This is a genomic window from Bradyrhizobium sp. 154, from assembly GCF_023073875.1.
GTDB lineage: Bacteria > Pseudomonadota > Alphaproteobacteria > Rhizobiales > Xanthobacteraceae > Bradyrhizobium.
Window position 1 is genome coordinate 36,100 of the sequence record NZ_JADPKG010000040.1, and the last position, 16,550, is coordinate 52,649.

8 protein-coding genes are annotated in these 16,550 nt (G+C 57.4%); 4 read left to right on the top strand and 4 right to left on the bottom strand.

Annotated elements, in window-relative coordinates; all coding sequences use genetic code 11:
• The first annotated feature begins 722 nt into the window (after positions 1 to 722).
• Positions 723 to 2,276 (top strand): carbohydrate porin, encoded by a 1,554-nt coding sequence (locus IVA92_RS08545; RefSeq protein ID WP_247278996.1) that lies wholly within the window; start codon positions 723 to 725, stop codon positions 2,274 to 2,276.
• A gap of 773 nt (positions 2,277 to 3,049) precedes the next feature.
• On the opposite strand, the gene IVA92_RS08550 is transcribed toward IVA92_RS08545, so the two are convergent.
• The 3 genes from IVA92_RS08550 to IVA92_RS08560 all read right to left on the bottom strand — a co-directional run bounded on the left by IVA92_RS08550 (position 3,050) and on the right by IVA92_RS08560 (position 5,540).
• A complete protein-coding gene (locus IVA92_RS08550) occupies positions 3,050 to 3,979 on the bottom strand; it encodes a TauD/TfdA family dioxygenase (RefSeq protein ID WP_247278997.1) in 930 nt (309 codons plus the stop codon).
• Between the two features lie 566 nt (positions 3,980 to 4,545).
• Positions 4,546 to 5,058: a hypothetical protein gene (locus tag IVA92_RS08555; RefSeq protein ID WP_247278998.1), complete on the bottom strand. Its 513-nt coding sequence runs from the start codon at positions 5,056 to 5,058 to the stop codon at positions 4,546 to 4,548.
• Between the two features lie 5 nt (positions 5,059 to 5,063).
• Positions 5,064 to 5,540, bottom strand: a complete 477-nt coding sequence (locus IVA92_RS08560) for a hypothetical protein (protein WP_247278999.1) — start codon at positions 5,538 to 5,540, stop codon at positions 5,064 to 5,066.
• 1,048 nt (positions 5,541 to 6,588) lie between these two features.
• On the opposite strand from IVA92_RS08560, the gene IVA92_RS08565 reads away from it, so the two are divergent.
• Complete coding sequence (locus tag IVA92_RS08565; RefSeq protein WP_247279000.1) at positions 6,589 to 7,215, top strand: FMN-binding negative transcriptional regulator; 627 nt, start codon at positions 6,589 to 6,591, stop codon at positions 7,213 to 7,215.
• A gap of 774 nt (positions 7,216 to 7,989) precedes the next feature.
• Here the strand turns inward: IVA92_RS08565 and IVA92_RS08570 are convergent.
• The gene (locus IVA92_RS08570; RefSeq protein ID WP_247279001.1) at positions 7,990 to 13,554 is read right to left on the bottom strand and encodes an ATP-binding sensor histidine kinase; all 5,565 of its coding nucleotides are present in this window, start codon (positions 13,552 to 13,554) and stop codon (positions 7,990 to 7,992) included.
• A gap of 912 nt (positions 13,555 to 14,466) precedes the next feature.
• On the opposite strand from IVA92_RS08570, the gene IVA92_RS08575 reads away from it, so the two are divergent.
• Positions 14,467 to 15,150 carry a response regulator transcription factor gene (locus tag IVA92_RS08575; RefSeq protein WP_247279002.1) on the top strand — a complete coding sequence of 228 codons (684 nt, stop codon included), beginning with the start codon at positions 14,467 to 14,469 and terminating at the stop codon, positions 15,148 to 15,150.
• 91 nt (positions 15,151 to 15,241) lie between these two features.
• Positions 15,242 to 15,631, top strand: a complete 390-nt coding sequence (locus tag IVA92_RS08580) for a response regulator (protein WP_247279003.1) — start codon at positions 15,242 to 15,244, stop codon at positions 15,629 to 15,631.
• Positions 15,632 to 16,550 lie beyond the last annotated feature (919 nt).

The window sequence follows — 16,550 nt, forward strand, 5'->3', positions numbered from 1 at the left end:
AGCAATTGATGGAGATGACGGACACATGCCAGTCAGTGCCGGTGAAACTCGCTCGGGCCACATCAAGGACGAAGTCGCGATGCGATATAGATCCGGTAAATCCAATCGAGCTGATGGATGTTCTGTCTGGTCCCGCAGCTATCAAAACGCCTCCAATCGCGCTCTCCATCTTCCCATGAGAGCCAATCAAGGCCTCGTGCCGGCCTCAGCGAGCTTACGGGCGTCAAAAGATGTTAGCCCCTTCTGCCCGCCTGTGCTTCATCCCATGGACCGAGCTGCGGGCGTTTCTAGGGTCCGGCGTGTTCTTATGCGAGCTCAGCTAGCGCGGCTCTCTGTTGAAGAACATCCTCGTGGCAGCGGATTTGTCGCGAGAATCCCTGGGCTCCGGCGCTGGCCGCCAATCTCTTGCCGGCGAACGTCACATCGAGCAGGCCACTCCCCGTCTCGACACGCAGATGCTTGCACTCGATTAGCGATCGAGCGGCTGGGTTGCGCCGCGCTGGGTACCACCACGTTGGCCAAGCTGCGCCAGCAGTGGTGATAGCGCGGAAGGCTGAGCGGGTCTCGTTGGCACAGAGATGCCGCCTGGCCTCAAGCGTCACCTAGTCCGCCTTGAGCACTAGGATCCCGAACCGGTCTAGACCGTCAGGTGGACGTGCACCTTATTCAAATCGACGGACGTGGAAATCACGATGCATTGTTGCGGTATAGCGCCAGTATCCATGCGGACATACTCGGCTGGCGAAGTTGCTTTCATCTCTCGACCAAGTGCGAAGTCAAGAGGGCGTATTCTCCTTTCCCTGATAGCTAGTCTCGCCTGCAGTTCGGCGGAGGCAGAACCTCGTGATATCTCTGGCCCTAGAAGTCACAGCCCCGATGAGCTCGCCGGAGCAAGAAGCCAAACAATTTCGAATCCGGCTGTAACCTTCCGAAGCGGCCGGCCCAAAGGAGCAGCGCGCCTTTCTGGGAACTCGCTGCCAAAAGCAGCTAGGTCTACCACAACGCGCGACAGTGCGGAGGTCACCACCAAGAGCAGAAGTCAAAAGCAGATTGACCCATTCGCAAAATTCGAGAAGCTCCGCGAAAAAGGTGCGGCGTTCACTGGGCCTGGTCCTGCGGACACCATAGATCAGGATACAGCTTCTGTCAGATCCGAGCTTTCGGATCTCGGGATTGGATTCGCTGGCTGGACCCTAAACACGTTTGCCAACAATCAACTCGGTAATGCCGCCAGAAGCACCATCGCCAATCAACAATATGTCGGCCAGAATCCGACATTTAGTACCGTCAACTCTATGATCGTCACCTATGACCTCGCTCGGTTTGGGATTCCCGACGGTCAGATCGTCGTGGGAGCAGAGCATCAATATTGGACATGGAAGAGCGCCGGGCCAGACCGACTGGGAATCAGTGCGGTTTCCTACTATCAAACGTTGTTTGAAAGGAAGATCGAACTCAAAGTGGGTTACCTCAGGAACCAACATGAGTTTGCGGGTGCCGGAGAAAAAGTGTTTGGCCCCTCGTCGAAGATGCTGTTCCAAGCAGGCATGAGCAACAATTGGGCGCCAACGCCGGCTCTTAATCTGAAGTACAATTTTGACGATCGCTTATATAACAAGCTCTCAATCCAGCGCTCGCTCAGTCCAGCCGGTCAATATACGCATGTAAGCGAAAACCCCACTGGCTTGAACTGGAGCACGCGCGACGCGGGCATTCTTTTACTTGATGAAGTTTGCTATAAGAACAAGCCTGCTCCCGGGGTACCCGAGACTTGGCTGCGGGCTGGCGCGGGCTTTAACAACAGCAGCTACACGGACCTACAGCATCCGACGCAACCGACAGCCAAGGCGAACAGCGTCTACTATGTAGCTGCGGATAGGCAATTCTGGCAGTCTGCCGTCCATGGCTCGGCATCTCGCGGAATCTATGGCGGGTTCTCTGCGATGTACGCTCCGCCTGACCTAAATAGGGCTAGCCAGTACTACGAGCTTCGCCTGTATGCGAAGGGCCTGTTTGACAGCCGGCCCACTGATCAGATGAGTCTTGTTGTCAACAACACCATCTGGAGCCATTTCGCGGTGGACGCTGCATTGGGGAAAGAGCAGCTGGCGCACCGGGACAGCACAGCAATTTCGGGACTGTATACGGCGCATCTGGCGCCCGGGATATATACAACCGTAGGACTGACGTACATCAATCACCCGACAAGCATTACCTACACGCCGCAAACAGGACACGCCCTGAATATATTGGTATCTACGTCGATATTCTTCTAGGCTCTCAGGACTGCGCGGACCGTCATGTAGTCGATATCCCCACTCGCCCTTTTCAACGGTGTGGGTCACCCATCACGGCGATTTTGGTATCCGCTGTGCTCCTGACGCGAAGCCGGGTACCCCCTAATTGAGCCGTGATATCCAACGTAGCATGCTGTTGGGAATGGTAGGTTAGAGCCTGCTGCTTCGGTCTATGGGCGATAGGCCGACATCGTACTTGCGCAAGAGCTATACCCTCCGGCCGCGGAATGATCTCCGATGCTCATTTGTTCAATTGAGTGCTGAGCTTGCGGCAGCGACATTGCTTTTGGATGATTGCTGGTGCAGTTCGTCAGACTCGCGTCCGAGCTCCCCATGACAAGCCGAAATCGTGCCCTCGGAGCTTAGTTCACGCCGAAGAGGTGTGGTAAGCGGAACCGCGACACAGGTGCCAAAGCTACCCAACCACGGCAATCGCTATATCTGTCCGACGGTCGTGGCGCTGGCCGAAACGCGATGCGCGAGGTCGGCGGAGATGTGCCCCCCTTCGGCGGCAAATCGACGCGGACGCGGCCGGATGACTTGCGCCACTCGAATGCTGACTCATTTTCGTCGGTCGAGACGAGCTTTAGCATCTTACTCCAGCAAAGGAGGTCGCCTCCCGAGTCTGCGGCGCGTTAGCCCTCCCACCCAATGCGCGTGGCGTTCTGCTGGGTTCACTTCTCTTCTCAAACATCTATTCGCGCGAACATGCGATAAGAGCAGTGCATGATCGGTGAATTTGCCGAGCCTTGCTAGCCAACCTTCGTGGACGGGTGCTTCGTCGTCTTGAGGCGCGTTACACTGCATCGACCGTCGACGCTGACGGGCGCGTCACCATCGATTGTGGCACGATGAACGATGCGATGCTGGTCACCGTAATCGTTGACCGCATAATGCTGCGTTGCGCGGTTATCCCAGATCGCGACATCGCCTTCTTTCCAGCTCCAGCGTACGGTGTTTTCGGGTGCCGTGATATGAGACTGGAATAGATCAAACAGCTTCTGACCGTCGCGTTTTGGGATATCAATAAACCTTTGCACCAGATCGCCGAGCACCAGCGCGCGCTCGCTGGTCTCGGGATGTACACGGACCACCGGGTGCTCCGTCTCATAGATCGTTTTGGTAAAGACCTCATCAAAATGCTTCTGGTCGATTTCGCGAACACGGCAGGTCCCGGCGTAGTCGAAGGCGTTGCTGTGAACGGTCCAGAGTTCGTCGGCAAGCCGTTGGAGCGGCCGCGGCAGATCCAGATAGGCGGCCACAGCGTTCGACCAAATCGTATCGCCACCGGACGATGGGACCACAATGGCTCGCAGCACCGCAAGTCTAGGATACGCCGCGAGAAAGGTTCCATCGGCGTGCCATACATCAGCCCGGCTACCTCCGCGCGCGGAATCAAGCTCGATGATCGAGGTCGTTCCATTGATCGTACCGAGCGTCGGATGCGGCACCAGCCTTCCCAAACAAGCAGCAAAGCGCTCCTGCTCCGCGTCATCAAGATGCCCCTGATCACGGAAGAAGATCACCTTGTGTTCGAGCAGCAAGCTGTTGATCCCAGCGATAGTTTGGCTCGGTAAATCACCCGAGAGCGTGATATTTCTGATTTCAACACCGATGCGCGCTGCGCGCTTGACGACGTCGGTCAGTGGAATGACACTCTCGGTCGAAGCCGTTTGTTTCATTGCGAATTTTTCCAAGCTTTGCGGATTCTTCAAGCGGGCAAGGGCGCGTGTGACTCGGTTTCGTAGGCGAGCCTCGCGCTACGGGTACTCTCGAGCAAGCACCATGCCAGTCGGAAAACGGAGCTGTGAACGTCCGTCAGGTACAGGATGGGTCGGCGGGAAAGGCATAGGGCACATAATCGATAAGAAATGTACCGCTCGGCACCCGAAGAGAACGGCCATACGCTCCTCGTGCAACGCCGGGCAGCCAGCTGTGCGTGCTGTTCTCGTCCAGTATGCGCCCTCCGCTTAACAGTGCGGACGTCGGCCAGTCTCGAGCCGCCTCTGCGAAAGGGCCATCACCGGCTCTCAAGGTGTCCGGGACCTGCCCTGGCCGTGATCACTGCCGAAACACCATCGGCTGGAAATGGAAGAGGAATAGATGACCTTGGAAGAGCTCCAAACGATGAACTACGGCTTCATCCAGGCGAAAGCCATTGATCCGTTTTACTGGGATCGCGATGTTCTCGATGCACAGACGTCCGAGCAAGGCGAGGCAGATGTTCTGCACGGTCCGGCTGGTTTGCTCAACAAGCCAAAGATATGTCGACTACCAGTCTTGATAGGTGTTCAACGTTGTCAAAGTAGTTGCCCTCGATCAGTACTTGCGCAGATGGTCCAGCATCCACTGCATGGAAGAATCCGCCGCTCTGTTGCGCATTCGTATTGCGGAAGTAATTGCTAAGGAGATGAATAACAGCCTGCGCACCGTCAATGTGCGGCGCCCGCCCTGACATCTCATGGAAATAGTTATTTGCGATGGTGATCGTCTGCGGGACACTAAGAAACAGGAGATTCCAATGGTGCTCCCCGTTACAATAGGAGGAATAGGTATCGCTGCCATCGAAGTCGTTCCAGGAAATCGTAATATTCGTCGTAGGGCCAAAACCGCCGGCAATCATCTGCCGCCCGATATTGTGAAATCGGTTGTGATCGATCCTAACCAGGTCGGCTCGTGCAATTGCAATAGCATCGCCGGCAAATATCACGCCTTGATTGATAACGCTGATGGTCAGGTTGCGAATAACGACGTTGCTCACCCCATTTAGGCGTAGCCCTTCCCTTTGATTGTAGCGATCGGGCCAACGCCGATCACCGTCTTGTTTGAGCCAATCTCCAGCGGGCGCTTGCCGGCCCTGTCGAAGCCGACCAATGTCTTCTCCTTGCCATCGCAATGCGCATCGTTGCCGTCTATAAGGAGAAGGGACTCACTCTTGTAAGGTGCCGAACAAGCACGGCCGTATTGGCAACCCTGCCCCTCGCCTTGCCCTTCCGTACCGGTAAAGTCTATTGTTCCGGCTACCTGGATCTCGCGCGGACTATTGTCATTGCAGTGCCCGTAGCTGTACGAACGACACAACTCATACTTCAGAGCTTTGGTTGATCTGACCTGAACTACCTCGCCTCCAAGGCCGCCCGTCGCTGCAGAGCCAAAGCCCTTGAGGGCTTCCGATCGCACATTGTTCGATCCGAGCACGGAAGAGACGCAGACGACGACAGCAAGTCCGCCGAGCACGCGCAACGACCCCTTGATGTGCTCATCGTGTCCTTCATAGGCATATGCTCTCTCTTACCCGGAAAATCCGCACGAGGACTTGAACTCTCGAACTGAAATGCTGAACCGGAATAGGTCATCAGCATGCGGCGTTAACGCCATCAGATCGTCCTCAATGAGGCAGGATCGGAAGATCGGAACCATGCGACGCAACAGCCGAAGTGTGCAAGCCGCAGGCTCCGCGCCAGCTGTGATGGATCTGGGTAGCCATAGAGCCAATCACGGCCGATGAAAGCAGCGGTCGATGCTTCGAGGCCCCGTCAGCGGAATACTGTAGCGCGCAACACGTCTGGCCTGGGAGGATGGGCCGTCGCTCCTGACGTTTTGCTGGACCGGCGGGAGGCGCTTGAGCTCTTCGGCATTCTCGACCAGCACCAGAACGCGTGATGCATGATAATTCCCATCCGCGGGAAACAGATAGGCGGCGCGGCTGGGATCCTCGTCTTCCTGGATTGCACGTCGGATGTCGGGCCCCTTCTTCTGCGATATAGATGGGCCAGATTGGCCCCGTATGTCGCGTGCCAGACACATCACACGGACGGACGCCTCCTATCGATTTCATGACCGGCAATCATCACGCCGCCGGAATGGCTACGATTTCCTTGTTTTTGATTGTCTGTCCAGTGCCAGGGGCGGATCTAGCACAGCCAGTCACCGCCAACCTGCGACTCGCGGCGCTTCGAGCTGATGCAGCAGGGCTCAGCCGCAATTCTGGTCGTCCCCACTCACAGCCCTAAGGTGAAGCTGCTCATGTGCTGCAGTCATCGCCGCGAAGAGCCGAATTCGTCTGCAAGCGGGCGCATAGAAGGCAACGGCTGACCAGAGTGCAAACTCACCCTCCGATGTGCACCTGCACCTTTGACGCGTCATAGGTTTACTGCCCCCAGGGCCTAGCGCGCGCGGAGGACTGAAACCACCCACCAAAACTGATCCTTTTTATGATCCAGCATGAGGTGTACCCAGTCCGAATGATGAGTCGCCCGGCTTTCCGTCGGGCTGCCGGGGAGCTTCGTCGATGTACACGCCGCCCTCCTTCCAAGTTGTCGATATCACCGACGTTCATCGGACAATGCGCCAGGCACGCTCGGCGACACTGATTACCGCTACTCACGAAGGGCTTGTTGGAACGATGCTGCCCGTCGTACTCGACGAGCGCGAAGGCTCCATGGGCACGATTTACGCCCACGTGGCGCGTGCGAATCCGCAGTCGAAGCTGACACCGACTGGCGAGGCGATGGCCATTTTCGCTGGAGCGGAGGCCTATGTCAGCCCCTCCTGGTACGTGACCAAGCACGAGAGAGGCGAGGCCGTACCGACGTGGAACTATGTCGCTGTGCATGCCTACGGGCCGGTCGAATTCTTCCATGATGCCGATCGGCTGCGAAAGGTGGTCACGCGGCTAACCGATGTGCATGAGCGCTCGGGCAAAGACCGCTGGGCGGTGTCTGACGCCCCTGCCGATTTCATCAAAACGGAGCTTAAGGGGATTGTCGGTCTGCGATTGCAAATTACACGGCTCGATGGCACGCGGAAGATGAGCCAGAACCGCAATGCGGCGGATCGCGCCGGCGTCATCGAAGGCTTATCGAAGAGCGACCGTGACGAAGACCGTCGTGTGGCTCACCTCATTGCGAAAGGATGACGAACTCGAACGACGTATTGTGAACGACGCGGTATCACCTGCATTTTCTCCATATCCTCGACTGCTCTCCTTTGCGCAGCGATGCGCCGGCGGCGGTCGGTTCCTGCTCGGGTCAGGCGCTTTTACGAGCACAGAAAACCATATACGACGCCATCGCTTGCGCGTCGCCAATTGCGAGCGGCAGCAGCGGCGCGAGGCCCTGAGGCCAACTCCGGAGAAGAGGGGTACACCGGTTGCAATCCGGGGCCTGCTTCGGGGCGCATGACAGGAATGCTCTGCATTGAGATCGGATTCAAGGGGGCTGCGCTGGTTCCACTGTTATCAAAGCAACCCTTCCTAAACCACTTTAGCACTTGGGATTGGCTCTAACTGATCAGCCACACCGAGACTCTGCGCAGCCACAGGCGACGATTGCATGCATTATAAAGTAACTCATGTCGCTCTCCCGACTCAAACAAAGATGCTATTGCCGTCATTCTCTCGAACACTGCGTGTGCAGCTTTCGTCTGATTCCGCTTGACGCCCTGCAAGTCTCAAGAGACTTGCAGGAAGCCCTCAAAGCGTCCTGAATCTGACGTTACGGTCAGACTGTAGATCTTCTGATTATTCGCGAAAATCTGCGAGACCGCGGGATCGAGGTTGCTGTCGCTCGCTCCAACACTCCTCGATGGGCAGTAAGAAACGCGAATGTCTCAAATCCTCGAGGTCTCGCCGCTCGCTTGTGTCACGATGATCGGGGCTCCCGGAGCGCCCTGCTCGATATCGAACTCGAGCCTAAGACGGTGAAGCGACCTGTTCCGACCGATCCACGCCCTCCGGCGCAACCGGCATGCTGAACTGAAAGACCGCCCCGCGAGGATCATTGGCGCCCGCCCACATCCGGCCCCCGTGCGCCTCAATAATAGAATGGCAAATGGCCAGCCCCATGCCCATCCCTTCGGACTTGGTGGTGTAAAACGCCTCGAACACGCGGTCAGCGCTGTTCGGATCAAGTCCTGGACCCGTATCCCGAAAAGTGACCACTACGTTATTCGAGTCATCTGTCCGCGCACTGATCAGTAACTCGCGGTCACCTTCGTTGATCTCGCTCATGGCCTCGATGGCGTTCGTGATCACATTGAGAATCACCTGCCGGACTTGGACGCGATCTGCGCGGACGAGCGGCAACGCCTCAGTCCGTCGCGTTTGCACCCATACATCATTTTTCGCAAGTTCCGCGCGAACTAGGGCCAGGACCTCTAAGATCAATTCGTCAATTGCGAGAAGCTCCGTTTGCATAGGAGCCTTATTCATAAGAGCGCGGATCCGACGGATCACGTTCCCTGCACGCATACTGTCACGGACGATCAAACCGAAGGTCTGCCGAACTTCTTCCAGATTTGGCGGCTGAGCACCGAGCCAATTTAGCCCCGCCCCCGCATTACTGCTGATCGCGGCAATCGGCTGGTTGACCTCATGGGCGATTGAGGCGGCCAGCTGTCCCATTGTCGTGATCCGATTGGCGTGTGCCAGCCCCATCAGAGTCTCGCGATACCGTCGTTCGCTTTCACGGGCTTCCGCTTCCGCTCTCTTTCGCTCTGTCAGGTCGAGGACGAAGCCAACACCTTGGTCGTCTCGCGCATCGAAGACGGCGAGGCCAATTAGCACCGGCACGCGGCTGCCATCCTTGCGGACATACTCTTTCTCGAACTGCTGAACGGCTCCGGTCCGTTTTGCTTCTGTTCCAGCATCCAGTGTGCGCTCGTGCCATTCTGGCGGTGTCAGGTCGAGACCGTTCACTCGCCCCGCGACGAGATCCTCGCGGTCGTATCCAACCATCGTGAGGAAGGTTTGATTTGCCTCGATGATCTCGCCTCCTTCGCGAATGATAAATATTCCGATGATGTTAGCGTCGAGTAAGCGCCGAATTTTTGACTCCCGTTGCTGAACTTCGCTGTACAACCGGCTGTTTTCCAGCGCAGTTGCAGCTTGCGACGCAAGCATTTTCAGCACCGAGTTGCGGGCAGCCGAGAATATGCGCGCGGCGAGATTATTCTCCAGATAAAGTACGCCGATCAGCTTGCCCTGCGTGATCAGTGGCAGGCAAAGAATAGAACGCGCTTTGCGCTCGCGGATATACGGATCTTCCGCAAATGAAGGCTCGGCGGCAGCATCTTCGAGAATGACGTTTTCGCGGACACGTAGGACGAAATGCAGCACGGACTCGGGAAGTGCCATCGGAGTTACGGGCTGTTGATTCACCTTTACAAGCAGCGCATCCGCTACCGCTGCGGCTTCCGCCTCGATCCGCGGCTCGCCTCCATGCAGCAGAATTAACAAACCTCGTTCGGCGCCGGCCTGCTCAATGGCAGTCCGCATAAGCGTGTCGATTAGTTTTTGAAGAACCATCTCGCCGGAAATCGCCTGCGACACTTTTGTAACCGTCGCGAGATCAAGATGCTCAGCCGGAGCTCCGATCCTCATTCCATTCGCGGCAGGAGTGGTCTCCTCATGGTTGAGATGGGGATTCAGCTCGTCGAGCTGACGCACTTTGCCATCTGCTCCCCAACGAAGGTAGCCGCGCCGCGCGTCCTGCAGGTAAACCCGGGAGATTCTGTCAAAACCGCGCGCAGCATAAAAGCGCGCTGCAAGTTCGCAAGCGATTGCCTCGTGGTGGGCGAAACCGTCACGTGCTGCGGTCTGGATTGAGTGTTCATACAGTCGCATTGCGTCTGTATCGCGGTATTCCCGCCTTGCAATTTCAGCGCCGACCAAGGCAGCCCGATTCTCAAAATTTTCGGGGCAATTCGCCGCCCATATCTGCAGCTGTCTGTAATGGGCATCAATGATATCCCGATGTCGCTGTTGTTCGCTTTCGCCTGGCTTGTCGCAATAACATGAGTGAGACAGCGCACCATAGAAGTGAAACTCCGCGATCAACGGCTCTGTCGGCATGGTCCATAATTTGGGCTTCGCCTTGGAGCGAGCATCAACAGCCGCAGCATAATCGCCGGCTATGAATCGCGCCTGAAGTTTACGGATCCAGTAGACGGTTTCGCTAGGTGACAGCTCCGGACTCCGTGCCAACGATCGCTCGACGTCTAGCTCGTCAAAATGTTGGTCATCGAAGCAACCGAATGAGCGCGTGAGGCCGCGCATGCTTCTAATGATTGCGAGCTGAGCGGCTACGGTATCAGCAGCAAACTGAACCTTTCTATTCCGTATCGTAGCGAGGCTTTTCTCTATCTCGTTCTGTACCTCTTTCAGGGGATCTCCGGCCATGATCATATTTGAGGTTAGATGAAGCAAGCTGTACGCCTCATAGATGACATCGCCGCTGCTGACCGCAGCTGCGAGCGCTCGCCGAATCAAAACCCGGCCACCTCTTAGGGGCTTCGTCCACGGGATGACGTTGCACCCGAAGGCCAAATAGACGGGAGCCCGAAAACGGGAGAACTCACCGCGATCAACCAGGTCGCAAGCAAGACGACCAAATTTGTCAGCTGCTTGGTAGTCACCGAAGCGCCCGGCCAAGATTCGGCCTAGCCATGCGTAATGGGCGCAAGAAGCATCAGTGTTGCCGTATTCGAGGCTGATGGTGACAGCTCTGCAGATGACCAAAGCGGATAAATTGGCGTCCGTGAAACCTGCGGGCGGAAGAATCCGGGTCAAGACGGCAAGCGTGGCAAGCGTGGTCTGATCTGTCATTGCAGGCAAACTAGCAAGATCCTCGATTGCGTCGGGCAGTTGTGACCACATCCGCTGATATTCGGCTAATGTTTCCTGGTCCGTCGGATGCTGCGACCACTCGATCCCGACGTCGTGAAGATATTCGAGCCCTGTGAGCACTGCCCGCCCGTGCTGACCGAGCGTCAAGTAAAGATCGACCCGCAAACATGCGACCGTTGCTCGCTGGGGCGCGTTCAAGGCGCGCTTCGACAGTACGGACAGGAGGCTCTCTGCAATTTCCAGCTGGCCTACCAAGAATTCGCATTCGGCCCGGCTTGTCTCCAGTGCGAACGCGAGTTCGTGGCGCCTTTGCCAAGAGTGCTCCGCGAGCAGCGCAGCACCGAGGGTGAAATATGTGAGTGCCGAGGCGTAGGCCGCCGACGCCCTGGCACGCTGCCCTGCCACTAAATTCAGCTCTGCGAGCTGCTCACGCTCCTGACCGGAGGCAATTAGCGCGACACCTCGATTAAGTTGGCTGACGATGTCGAAGATAGCCTCTTCGCGTTTGTGCGCAGGGACGTGTGCCGCCAGCATCCTACCGATCCGCAGATGGGCAGAAGCGCGCGAGGATTCTGGCACCAGCAAGTAGGCCGCCTCTTGAACGCGATCGTGGAGAAAGCGGTAGGCTGTTCCGTGGCGCGCGATCAGTTCCTGCCGGATCGCCGGCCACAGGGTCGCGTGCACCTGCTCCTGCGAAATTTCGAGCACGATCGCAAGCTCCGCCGTCCCGGCGATGTTGCCGAAACAGGCCAGCTGTTGCAGCGCGTCCTGCGTTTCCTCGGGCAGGCGGATGAGCTTGCCGAGCATCAGATCCACGACGTTCTCGGTGTACGCTTTTGCGTGAATACGCTCGAGATCCCATCGCCAGCGCGCCGACTCGTGATCGAACGTCAACAGCTGCTCTTCGGCCAGTTCAGAAAGGAATTGAATGGCGAAGAACGGATTACCCATCGTCTTCTGATGCACCAACTTTGCAAGCGGGGCAGCGCGTTTTGGTCCGCAGCGAAGGGTATCCGCGACTAACTGCGCGACATCGTCTGCAGTGAGCGGCGAGAGCGTGATCTCCTCGAAATTTACGTCGGCTCCCCTGATGGAGTCGAGCTTGCGTTTGAGTGGATGGCCTGCATCAAGTTCGTTGCCGCGGTAAGCTCCAATGAGCAGCAGGTGCAGATCCGACTGGGTCAGGAGATCCTCGATCAAGTCGAGCGTTGCGGCATCATGCCACTGCAAATCGTCGAGGAAGAGCACCAAAGGATGGGTTCGCCGGGCGAACACGCCAATAAAGCGACGAAGCACCAGCTGGAAACGAATTTGCGCTTGCCGGGCTGGAAGCTCAGCAACCGCGGGCTGCTCGCCAATGATCAGGCTCAGATCGGGAATCAATTCGGCCATCAGTCGTCCATTCGCGCCGAGCGCCTCCCGGAGCGCTTGCCGCCAGGTGGCGAGTTCGCCCTCACTTTTGCTGAGAAGAGGACGGACAAGACTCTGAAACGTCTGCACTAGCGTCACATAGGGAACGTCGCGCTTCAGTTGGTCGAATTTGCCTGACACCAACTGCCCGCGCGAGGGCACCAGTGCTTTGTGTAGCTCCTGGACGAGCGAAGACTTACCGACGCCGGAGTAACCGGCGACGAGCACCAACCTCGGCGTGCCGCTCTTCACCGCGCGATCGAAAGAGGCAAGCAAAGCCTCGATCTGAAGGGCTCTGCCATAGAGCCTCTCGGGGATGAGCAACCGATCAGGTGTGTCGTCTGTGCCGAGCTCAAACGGGTCGATGCGACCGTGGGTGGCCCATGCTGCGAGACAGTGTTGCAGATCGTGCTCAAGGCCAGCGGCAGTCTGGTAGCGTTCCTCGGCGGTTTTCGCGAGGAGTTTCATCACAATCTGAGATATCGGCAGGGGGAGGTTTTGTGATTTCTCGACGGGCGGTATTGCTTTTCTTGCAATATGACAATGGATCCACTCCAAGGGATCTGAGCCCGTGAACGGCAGCGCGCCGATCAGCATCTGGTAGAATGTCACGCCAAGTGAATAGAGATCACTGCGACAATCGACCGAGCGATTCATTCGTCCGGTCTGTTCGGGCGCCATGTAGGGCAACGAGCCGGCGATGAACTCGGCAGGCTCAGGCGGCACGCGCTCGCGGGAAAGACGGGAAGCCAGACCAAAACCAGTGAGTCGTACCTGTTCGTCAGGACAATTGACCAGAATGTGAGCGGGTTTCAGGTCCTTGTGGACTAAGCTGTGCCGGTGAAGCTTGCCCACGGCCCTGGCGATACCAACAGCGAGGCGCAGGAAGCGCTTGGGTTCCATACGCACCCCGAGTAAATTTAGCAGTGGCTCGCCGCATGGATCCTCCAGGACCAGCATAGTCCGACCAGCTTCCCGGATCAGTTCCAACGGCCGCACCGCCCATGCCTCGTCTAGCTCCTCCCTCAGCTCATACTCATGGGCGAGGCGGTCGAGCGTCGTTGGGTCTTCCGTGATGGGCCGCACGACAAGCACGACAGCCCTGCTGCCGTGGATTTGCCTCGCACGGCAGAACGCGCGATCACCGTCCTCCCACAGGGGCTGGATGTCACTGTCGACATTTGAGCCGAACAGAGTTCGGCTGAGGGGGTCCCGCGGCATTTGCCCGCCCGGTCAATAAGGACTGAGCCGAAACCTGACACATATGGGGCGAGCTTGTGAAGGGACTTCGCAAAACGGCGCGAGTACCGATTAAGGCCGCCAAAGAGTGGACCGCGGCACGCCGAGACGCGACTTACACACCCAATGCGTGGCCCGATCGTGTCGATCCAGCCCAGTCCTGCGCGCCGGCCGAACGAACGCACGTGAGCGCCCCTGCAGCAGCTCGAGTTCGAGCATCTTTACGACAAACATGACGGAAAGGACTTGAATCGCACCTAGCGTCAGGTTGTACGAAGTCGGTGCGAGGTGCTTTCCTCAACCGCGCAAAGAGCAACTCACAGGCGCTCTGAGAAAAAGAAAAGTTCATGTGCTGATGCCGCTGCTACTCGTTCTGATGTCTATTTTCCTTAGTATGGGTGCGATAGTCTACGCCGCTTGCCGATCTCAACGCGGGCGGGATCGGCGCATGCACAGGCACGATAGCGCCAATTCGCTCAGCTCGCGCCCCCGCGTTCAACTACCAAGGCGCCGGGCATTCTGATCCTTCAGCCGCATAATGGGTCGTCCGCTGCAGCCTCATTCGCGAGGGCCAGGCGACACGCGCCGCCATGCTAAAGCGAGCGCCTCAAGTTCTGGAGTTGGTGCTTCTCGATCGCTGCTGATCGTTTGATCGATGCCGCGGGGCCGATCCGACGCGACGGCGGACAGAGGCGAAAGGCAGTTCTCGACCAGTCGGGCGGTTTTTGCTAGACTTTCCTGTATCATCACGCTGGCGCGAATGGCTGACCCGTCACATACCTGGAAAATCTCAAACTTTGCACTGTGCGAAAGTCCTTGAAAGGCAACGTGGTCAATCAAAGGTCGTAGTAGGGCGACGATTCTACTGAAAATCGTACAAGTGAGGCTCTGATCGTGACCAAGCGCTCTGAACCGCGGAAGGAAGCCGCAAATGTCGTAGGGCCGGAGGTGAGGCCGCGCGTCTTCCTCGTCGACGATGACCTCTCAATGCGCGAATCGCTGGTCAACCTATTTCGTTCGATCGGTCTGGATGTCGTTGCTTACGGATCGGCCCGGGAAATGCTCCAGAGCGAGCTCCCTGATGTTCCTAGCTGCCTTGTGCTTGACATCAGGCTGCCGGGATTGAGCGGCCTTGAGCTCCAGAGTGAGTTAGCCAAACTGAAGCTTCACATTCCTATTATTTTCATCACCGCTCATGGCGATATTCCGATGACTGTCAAAGCCATGAAGAGTGGAGCAATCGATTTTCTCAGCAAGCCGTTTCGCGATCAGGAACTACTCGATGGCGTAGTCGCAGCTATCGAACAGGATCGGAAGAGACGAGGTGTAGACAAGGTGGTCAGGAGGCTGCAGTCCTTGTTTGAGGCCCTAAGTCCACGAGAGCAGGATGTATTGAAACTAGTCGCCGCCGGCTTATTGAACAAACAGGTAGCTGCGGAACTCGGGCTCGCCGAGATTACAGTCAAAATTTATCGCGGTCACGTGATGAAGAAGATGGGAGCTCGATCGCTGGCCGATTTGATCAGGATGACTGAGAGGCTGGGAATTGGGACCGACCGCTTCAGGGTACAAACCTAGGTATGGTTTTACAATTTCGTCGTGCAAGCGCATCCTTCTGCTGGCCGTCATGCTTCCGCCAGCGCCTTCGCCCAACTAAGAACGGGTCGTCTTGTCTAGGTATTCAACTATTTCCGTTGTCGACGACGATCCTTCGATTCGTGCCGCACTGAACAACCTTTTGAAATCGCAGGGTCACAACGTTCGTACGTTTGCATCGGCTGACGAATTCTTGCGGTCATCTCAATTGAACGATACGTCCTGTGTCATTGCAGACGTGCAGATGCCCATGATGAGCGGCTTTGAACTTTTGGAACAGATGCGGGCCCAGGGCCACGCTGCGCCATTCATCCTGATGACTGCCTTCGGAGATGATCGCACGCGAGCCCGCGCGTTGAGCGCCGGCGTAACGGGCTTTTTTGCCAAACCCTTTGCCAGTCTGGAGTTGATCGCCTGCGTCGATGAAGCGCTTAGCGAGCAGCTTGGTGGAACGAACGCGTGAAAGATGGGATGGGGAAGCAGTCTGGACCAAGCCGCACCCGCGCGGCGCTTACGATGTCGATCAATGCGCGATTACCCGTGCTACCGCGTGCCAGTGGCGATCCTCGCCCTTCGATCTTGCCGCATTCCTGTCGTTGTTGTTGCAGTTTCGGCATCTGGTTGAAACACTTCGTCGGGCTCCTGACAAAGCGCCTCTGGTATGATCGCGCAATCAGACGAGGCGAGGCCCTCCTCGCTTTAACGAAGGAGCGCCCTACGTTCAGTGCTACGATCCTTGCTGACTTAGCGCGAAAGTGCCACGGCACCGGCTTGCCGGCAGTACCTCGTTAGAACAAAGAACTCACCTGAAACTTGTGCGACCGCTCCAGATAGGTCGGGCACCGGAGTTTGTGGGAGGAAAGGCGCGGCGATCGCGGCCAAAATCACGCAGTCGGTCGAAACGATCGGTGCGGAATTCACAAAAGCCACAAAGATCGCATTTTGGCGACGTTGGCTTTCGCAGGATCGGGTGGTGTACGCCAAACTCGCGAACTTGCGTTCGCTCCCAGCAACCCTTCGGCGGGCCGAAGCACCCGAAACCTACGCATCCGCTGCAGGGCAACACAAATGCCACTGGTCGAAGCGATTTCAAGCCCCACGCCTTTGCTGCCGAACGCATCCACGCCGACCACTCTCCGCGCCGGTCCCGGCCAAACGCGCAAGGCCCAAAGCGGGGCTCTGGACGCGCGATAAGCCCGCGCGCCGGGCCAGATCTGCGGGGCCGTGTCCCTTCTACTCGCGGGACCGTGAGCGTGAGCCTCCAACACACGCTTCCGGCTGCCTGTGTTTCGGCATGGAATAAGGACCCCGTTTTCGGGGTGATCGGCATCCAATCGGGACCCCGGGATAAGGGTCCACAGTGGCTTCCATCGAGTCATGGA